Consider the following 8,210-nt stretch of genomic DNA (forward strand, 5'->3'; position numbering starts at 1 on the left):
TTCCCCGGCTTCGTTGTCCTCATCCGGGTGCAGCACATTATAAGCCGCTTTATGCAGGTAAACGGCAAGCACGCCGTTGTACAAAGCGGCAAAACCGACAACCGTGACGGCCAGCATCACGCCGACGCACAGTGCTTGAAAAAAAGCACCTATCGTATAGGCCGGATGGCGCAGGAACAGCTTTACGCTCTCTCCCATCGCCTTGAAGATGCCCAGCTTCTGCTGGATGACAAGCTGGAGCGTATAAAACTGGGAGACCAATACCATGGCGACAAAATACGTCTGGATGATCGCGATCATCCGGCTCAGCATCCCTTCGCATCCTCCGTAATACCACCAGGTGGACCACAGAATGAGCACCAGCAGCGAACAGAGCAGCCCGAATACTGCCGCTGGTGCAAAGCCGCGCCACACCCCCCGGAACATCTCCCGCACCGTGAGCTTGTTCCCCTCCATTCTCCGGTGATAGGCATAAAACGCGCCGAACACCAAAGGCATATAAATGAGCGGAATCAGGATAAACGCAAAGGCAAGCGGCGCGAACAGGACGACCGGCACCAGCACGGCCGAGCCGGCGAGGCTGAGCAGTGTAATCGGTACAATCTCCCTGAACGCCTCTGTTCCTGTGCGAACCAAAACATCATTCAGCTTGCGCATGATTGTCTCCCCCTTTTATCATGGCAGTCCAGCTTGCTTTTACCGGCTGCCGAGTTGTCAGGCTACCAGAGGATTCTGTCCTCTGTCAGCGGATCGAAGTAACGCGCTTTGGCCAGGTCGAGAATAAACGGCTTATCCAGCCCGTTGTACGCCTTGGTCTCCGGGTGCACCTTGGCAGTAACCAATCTTTCGCCTACGTGAAAATAGACCAGATTCTCGGAGCCAAGATGCTCCACAACCTTGATATACGCATTCAGCCGGTGTTCGGCCGTAACTCCCGGCGCAAAGTCCTCGCCGTAAATATGCTCCGGGCGGATGCCGAGAATGACCTCGTCGCCTTCATACCCTTGAAGTCCGGCAGCGGCATCCTGCGGCAGCGCGAATTCTCCGCCGGCCACGAACAAGTGGCCCTGCTCCACGCGGGCATTGATGAAGTTCATCGCCGGGGAGCCGATAAAACCGGCCACAAACATATTTTTCGGGTTGGCATACAGCTCCGTCGGTGAGGCAATCTGCTGAATGACGCCTTTGTTCATGACGACGATCCGTTCGCCCAGGGTCATTGCCTCCACCTGATCATGGGTGACATATACGATGGTTGCACCAAGCCGCTTATGAAGCTCGCCCAGTTCGACCCGCATCTGAATGCGCAGCTTGGCATCCAGGTTGGAGAGAGGTTCATCGAACAGGAACACCTGGGGATCGCGCACAATCGCACGACCTACGGCGACCCGCTGGCGCTGCCCGCCGGACAGCTCGCGCGGCTTGCGCTCCAGCATATCCTCCAACCCAAGGATCGTTGCCGCTTCCCGGACCTTTTGGTCGATATAATCCTTCGGCTTCTTCAGATTGCGCAAGCCGAAGGACAGGTTCTCGCGGATCGTCATGTGCGGGTACAGCGCGTAATCCTGGAACACCATGGCGATGTCGCGGTCCTTGGGGTGGAGATTATTGACGATGCGGTCGCCGATGATGATATCGCCGCTCGTCTGCTGCTCAAGGCCCGCTATCATCCGCAGCGAGGTCGTTTTGCCGCAGCCCGACGGACCGACAAACACAACAAATTCTTTATCTTGAATAACAAAATCGGAACCCGCCACCGCTGTAAAAGCCTGCTTGTTCTGATCGTTAAATTGTTTGCGCACATTGCGGAATTCAACACGTGCCATAGCCTTTCCCCCCTTTAAGTTCCCCCACAAAGTGAAGGTTTTGCTTCTGAAGATGAATTCGGGTACTTTGCGGGGACTTCTGTAAAACTCACACATGGACATATTGCCAAAATCCCGGGAGCGGCATCCATGCCGTTTTATCACTATGCCGTTCTCCCATACAAGCAAAGCCTGACCGCCATTTCAGCCTTTGACCGCTCCAATGGTAATTCCCTGCAGGAAATACCGCTGCAGCGAGAAAAATAAGATAAGCATCGGCAGCGCGCCAACCGTCGCCCCGGCCATAATCGCTCCAAAGTCTGTCGATTCGGAAAAGACGAAGGAAGCCAGCCCCACCTGGATCGTCCGCATCTCCGTCGAATTCGTTATCAGGAACGGCCAGAAAAACTCGTTCCAGGAAGCCACAAAGGTGAAGATCGCCAGCACGGCCAGCCCCGGCTTGGCCATGGGCAGAATCACCTTCCAGAAGATGCCGAACTCGCTGCAGGCGTCAATCCGGGCCGCATGAATCAGCGAGGTCGGAAGCGAAGACATGTATTGCTTCATCAGAAAAATATTGCCGACCGTTACTGCGGTAGGCAGAATAATCGCGGTATAGCTGTCGCCAAGATTAAACACATTGACGATCAGAATATACAGCGGAATCAGCGTCACCTGCGCTGGAATCATCATCGTGCTGAGCAGCACCCAGAATATCGCATTGCTGCCGGGGAACTTCAGCTTGGAGAAGGCATACCCGGCCAGCGAAGCGAAAAACACGTTGGTTACGGTCAACACGGTGGAAATCAGCAGGGAGTTGAATAGCCAGCGCCAAGCCGCTGTTTTGGCAAAAAAACGGTCATACGGCGCAAACGACAGCGCCTCGGGAATCATCCGGGGCCGAAAGCTCGCCGTCGCCGTCGAATCCTGCACGGAGCCGATCAGCATCCAGTACATCGGAATGATCGTTACGATTGTCCACACCACCAGGATGAGGGCCGCCACGGCCAGAAAAACGGTTTTTGATCTGGTTTTCATGTAATGCTCACCCCTTCGCCCTAATACTCGACATCGCTCGAGAAGTATTTAAACTGGATGACAGAGACCAGGATAATCAGGAATGCCAGCACGAACGATTGGGCCGAAGCCAGGCCAAATTCATAAAATTCGAACGCCGTCTGGTAGATTAAATAGGCAATTGTCGTGGTCGCAAAGTTGGGGCCGCCCTGGGTCATCATGTACACCGAAATAAACACCTGGAAGGAAGTAATCACTCCCGTAACGAGCAAATACAGCGTCGTCGGCTTCAGCAGAGGCCAGGTAATGCGTGTGAACTTGGTCCAGCCGCTGGCGTGGTCAATGTCGGCAGCCTCATACAGCGATTTGGGCACCCCGCCCATGGAGGCCAGATACAGGATGATTCCCGCGCCGTGCGAGCCCAGCCAGTTCATCAGAATCAGGGAGAACAGCGCAGTTTTGGACTGTCCCAGCCAAATGACAGGGTCGAAGCCGAACCAGCCGAGAAACCGGTTGAGCAGACCCACATCGGTCGGATCAAAAATAGCCAGCCAAACGATGGAGATAGTTACCCCGGAAGCTACCGCCGGCAAATACAGCGTTGCTTTGAAAAAAGTCTGCCATTTCGTCTTCATCTGGTAGATCAGATATGCAAGCACAAAGGTGATAATGATGTTCACCGGCACCGTGCACACCGTAAAGATGACCGTATTACGCATTGATTTCCAGAAGGTCGCATCCTGCACCAGCCGCTCGTAATTGTCCAGTCCGACCCAGGTCGAATCCATAATGTTGTACTGCTGAAAGCTCATGATCAGGGCGGAGAAGACCGGATACAGTGTAAACACGAGAAACAGCAGGACGGGCGCCAAAATGAACAAGTAGGCCCATCCGTATTCACGCCATAACCGCCCGGCGGAACTGCGCACCCGCTTTGGCGCGATTGTCGTCATCTTTTCCTCTCCTCCTGTCTATTTGCCGAGCATTTGCGTTCCTTTGCTCTTGAACTCCTCAGCGATGGCCTCCGGCGTTTTCTCTGAGGAATAGAGCGCCTGAAGGTTTGGTGTCACCACCTGCTCCTTGAACTGCTTCATTTTGGCGGCAGTCGCCGCATCAAGCTTCAGCGTGACCGGATTTACGATATGTTTGGCCATGGCCGCCGATGCCTTGATCGTCTCTTCCGAGCCGAGCGCCTTGCCAGCGAACAGGGCCGCCTGGGATTTGCGCACAAATGGCAGCACCAGCTCATTGGAGGAATTTCCGGCTTTGGCATTACTCAAGTATTCAAGCACTTGGAATGTATTTTTGGCATGCTGCTCGCCTTTGTCGTTTTTCTGTTTGAAGGCGATGTAGCCTTCCGCCCCCATCGTTGTCTTGGCCGGAGCATTGTCATTATGCGGAACCGGCAGCAGCACAAAGTCGATTTTTTCACCTTTCACCTTGCCGGAATCAATGTCCTTGTTGCGGTTCTGGATCATGACGTCATAATACGGAATCGCTTTGGAAATAATCGCTGCCTGTCCGGCATAGAACATATCGGAGCGTTTGGCGGGGGCGATCGCCGCCGTTTCCTTGGGCATATATCCTTTATCCAGCAACCCTTTGATGAAATTCAGCGTCTCGACGATCCGCTCGTCACCCCATTGGAATGCCCCGGACTCATCCAGAACATCAGGCATGTTGTTGTTGCGGGAGAGCATTTCGATAAAATCAAGCGAGGTACCGTCCGTAACCAGCGGATATTGCGTTGAGCCGTCGCTCAAGGTTTTGTTCAGTTTGGTAGCCGCCTCGTTGAACTGTGACCAGGTCCAGCCTTCTTGCTGGATTTTGGCCCAATCAATGCCCGCTTCCTCCAGAATGCGCTTGTTGCCTCCCCAAGCCCACTGGAACTGGTACAGCGGAAGCCCGTACTGTTTGCCACCGATCTGCGCAAGCTCCAGCGTTCCCGGTAGGTAATCATTTTTGATGTCGTCGGTCATGTAAGGATCAAGATCAAGGGCAAGACCGGTATTGACATATGTGCCGTCCACGCTGTGAAAATACAGGTCCGGCGGGCTGCCGGCGTTCAAGGCAACGTCAAATTTCTTCGGCCCCTCGGCCCAGGACAGCACTTCCGTCTTCACTGTAATGTTCGGATGCGCTTTTTGAAAATCGGCCACCATTTCTTTCAGATCATCTTCATATGTACCGTGTACCGGGTAGGTCCAGACTACAACGGTATCCTTGTCATCCGGGCTTGCGGCTTCCTTGCCTGATTTGCCGCAGGCGCTCATCAGCATCAGCACAACAACCATACAGAGCAACAGACTTTTTTTCATCATTTCCTCTCCCTTTTGCATATGTTCTTGTTATTGAGCGGCAATGCTGCACCCTGCCCGGGCGCTACAGCTGTTTGATATGCTGCCTGCTTCTCTCCAGATAAGTGACGGACTGCTCGTAATTCCGACTGGCGACGGCGAGATACAGTATATCGACCAGGTTGAGCTGGGTAATTCTCGATGCCATCGCTCCGCTGCGGATTTCATTTTCGGTGGCGGAGGTGCACAGCGGTATGTCTGCGTTCCGGCTTAAGGTGGTATTGCCGTATTTGGCGATGCTGATCACGGTGCCGCCGTTCTCTTTGACGATGGACGCGGCGCGGATTACTTCTTTTGTCTCGCCAGAGTACGAAATGCACACGGCCGTATCTTCAGCGGTTGCCGTTATGGCACTGGTAAGCTGCACATGCGGGTCGGCGAACGAAAAGCACGTTTTGTTGATCCGCAAAAACTTCTGTTGGGCATCCATTGCAATAAGGTTCGAAGCACCCACTCCAAAAAAGTAAATCCGCTTCGCCCGGTCAATCGCCTCCACCGCCCGCTCCACCATCTCTTCATCCAGAATTTTCAGCGTATCGCGAATCGATTGGATGTTATTGTTCGAAACATTCTGCATAATCGCGGCAATGGTATCGTTCGGACGAATTTCCTGATAGCCAACGATTCCTGGATCTCTTCCCTGTAAATCGCCGGCGACTTTGATTTTAAGCTCCTGGTACCCCTTGAATCCGATCGTCTTGCACAGCCGGACAATGGCTGCCTGACTGGAGCCGCTTTTTGCAGCCAGCTCGGCAATGGACAGATGGATCATCTCATCCGGATTCTGCAAAATATACGCGGCAATCTTGTGCTCAGACGGACTGAGCGATTCATGCAATTCCCGCAGACGAATTAAGCCGCCATTCATTGAAAGCAAGCACCTCCCTAAAAGTGGTATTTTGCAAATGTTGTTCGAAAAATACCTTCATGTCTAAATGTTAGATTAAATGACATAAACGGTTTGCTATCCTTCCAAAACATTGGATTGAATTTATTATATGAGCAGTGAAATAAAATTTCAACTCATATTTTTCTTGTGAAATTTTATTTTACTTTAAACGAGGTTTCCCATATAATTAGAAAAAAATCAAAGTGGTGATCGATCAATGAAAGTGTATGTAGGCCTTGATGGAGGTGGCACAAAGACCGATGCAGCCGCCTTGGACGAACAGGGAGCCCTGCTGGCCCGCTGTACCGGAGGGCCCTCGAATCCGCATAGCATCGGATTCGAGGTAGCGCTTACAGAAGTCATGTCAGTTATTGACGAAGTATTGGAACAATTACATTCAAAAAATGAAGATTGCGCTTCCATCTGTCTTGGTATGTCAGGTTTCGATACCAAGGAAGAATGTGATCTGCTTCAAAGCTCTGTTCAGCGGCATCTGTTAGAACGTGGGCTTGTCCTTCCGGTGTTCGTGCGTTCCGAAGGAGAGATTGCCCTGATGGCCGCACTGGGCAGCCGTTCCGGAGCGCTCATCATCTCGGGCACAGGCTCCATCTGCTACGGTTATCTCCCGGACGGTTCCCTCCTGCGCACCGGCGGTTGGGGACATTATCTGGGCGATGAAGGCAGCGGCTACCAGGTCGGCCTGCGTACGCTGAAAACGGTCATGCGCAGCTTTGACGCCATTCATCCACCGACCATAATGACCGATATGATTATGCGGGAGTATGGATTTCAGCGGATTACCGACTTGAAGGGTTACATCTATAACCCTGCCCACAGCAAAGCGCAGATTGCCGCCTTCGCCAAAATCTGCGTTCAGGCCGCCACGCAGGGAGATGATGCCGCCGCTGGCATTCTTGTAAGCGAAGCCGAAGCGCTCGCCGATACGGCGGCAGCGCTGCTGCGCAGATCGCCCACACTCCAGCAGGGGCAGGCCGTGCTCAGCGGCTCAATGTTCAGATACGCGCCGCTCTTCCGCGAAGCGCTGTGCGGCAGGCTGCAGGAGTCATTCGGCGGGCTGGTTTTTGTAGACGGGAGCCGGGGAGCGCCGCCTTCGGTCGGGGCGGCGCGGCTGGCCCGCGAACTGGCGGACGGGCGACAGGACGAACCCCCATCTGCCCTGTTGTAGCTTCAATACAGAGAAACAGGATTTTGCATATTCGATCGAATTGCGGCTTGGGAGATTATGCAAAATACTCAGTATACTAGACTGGTAGGAGGAAGAACCTCATGAACCATATTTTAGGCAGTTTGATCACAGAGCAGCCCAATGACAAAACAAATGCAATCGACCATCTCGATTCCGCCGGAATCATGCATCTGATTAACAATGAAGACCGCCAGGTCGCCGAGGTAATCCACAGTCTGATTCCGCAGATTGCCGAAGCAGCCGACTTTATCGTGGAGGCGTTCCGCAGCGGCGGCAGGCTATTCTACGTCGGCGCCGGAACGAGCGGGAGAATCGGCATTCTTGACGCCTCGGAGTGCCCGCCGACCTACGGGACGAACCCCGAGATGGTGCAGGGCTTAATCGCCGGCGGCTTCCGGGCCGTCAAGGACCCGGTCGAAGGCGCAGAGGACAGCGAGGAGTTGGGCGTCTCCGATATCGACGATGTCGGAATCGGCGCGAGCGATGTCGTCATCGGCATTGCCGCCAGCGGACGCACGCCTTATGTGCTCGGCGCGATGAAACGCGCTGGAGAACGGGGGGCGGTGGTTATCGGCCTCTGCAACAACTACGGGACGCCGATGGCCAGGCTCGGCAAGCTGACGATTGAAGCCGTTGTCGGCCCTGAGGTCGTCATGGGCTCGACGCGAATGAAATCGGGAACGGCGCAAAAAATGATTCTGAACATGCTGACCACAACGGCAATGATCCGTATCGGCAAAGTGTACCGGAATCTGATGGTCGATTTGAATCCCTCCAACGAGAAGCTGATCTACAGGGCCAAGCGCATTATCGGACTGGCTACAGATGCCTCCGGAGAGCAGATTGAACAAGCCTTCCATGAATCGGAAGGCCATGTGAAGACGGCGATTGTTATGCTTCTGGCTGGAGTTGACGCTGCCGAAGCACGCCGCCGG

Annotated in this window: 8 protein-coding genes; 2 read left to right on the top strand and 6 right to left on the bottom strand. The window is 53.9% G+C overall.

Annotated features, from left to right (window positions below):
• The 6 genes from L696_RS0107890 to L696_RS0107915 form a co-directional block, all read right to left on the bottom strand.
• The coding region (locus L696_RS0107890) for a hypothetical protein (RefSeq protein WP_025683159.1) at positions 1-657 on the bottom strand (657 nt) is incomplete at its 3' end.
• A gap of 62 nt (positions 658-719) precedes the next feature.
• Positions 720-1,826 carry an ABC transporter ATP-binding protein gene (locus L696_RS0107895; protein WP_025683160.1) on the bottom strand — a complete coding sequence of 369 codons (1,107 nt, stop codon included), beginning with the start codon at positions 1,824-1,826 and terminating at the stop codon, positions 720-722.
• 183 nt (positions 1,827-2,009) lie between these two features.
• Complete coding sequence (locus tag L696_RS0107900) at positions 2,010-2,843, bottom strand: carbohydrate ABC transporter permease (RefSeq protein WP_025683161.1); 834 nt, start codon at positions 2,841-2,843, stop codon at positions 2,010-2,012.
• 20 nt (positions 2,844-2,863) lie between these two features.
• On the bottom strand, positions 2,864-3,775 hold the full coding sequence (locus tag L696_RS0107905) for a carbohydrate ABC transporter permease (RefSeq protein ID WP_025683162.1): 912 nt from the start codon (positions 3,773-3,775) through the stop codon (positions 2,864-2,866).
• An 18-nt stretch (positions 3,776-3,793) separates the two neighbouring features.
• Entirely contained in the window at positions 3,794-5,140 is a 1,347-nt protein-coding gene (locus L696_RS0107910; protein WP_025683163.1) for an ABC transporter substrate-binding protein, read from the bottom strand.
• A gap of 64 nt (positions 5,141-5,204) precedes the next feature.
• Positions 5,205-6,047 carry a MurR/RpiR family transcriptional regulator gene (locus tag L696_RS0107915; protein WP_025683164.1) on the bottom strand — a complete coding sequence of 281 codons (843 nt, stop codon included), beginning with the start codon at positions 6,045-6,047 and terminating at the stop codon, positions 5,205-5,207.
• A gap of 238 nt (positions 6,048-6,285) precedes the next feature.
• On the opposite strand from L696_RS0107915, the gene L696_RS0107920 reads away from it, so the two are divergent.
• The gene (locus L696_RS0107920; protein ID WP_025683165.1) at positions 6,286-7,254 is read left to right on the top strand and encodes a BadF/BadG/BcrA/BcrD ATPase family protein; all 969 of its coding nucleotides are present in this window, start codon (positions 6,286-6,288) and stop codon (positions 7,252-7,254) included.
• Positions 7,255-7,355: 101 nt separating this feature from the next.
• A partial coding sequence (murQ, locus tag L696_RS0107925) for an N-acetylmuramic acid 6-phosphate etherase (RefSeq protein WP_025683166.1) occupies positions 7,356-8,210 on the top strand: 855 nt, incomplete at its 3' end.

This window comes from Paenibacillus maysiensis, assembly GCF_000520815.1.
Classification (GTDB): Bacteria; Bacillota; Bacilli; order Paenibacillales; family Paenibacillaceae; genus Paenibacillus; species Paenibacillus maysiensis.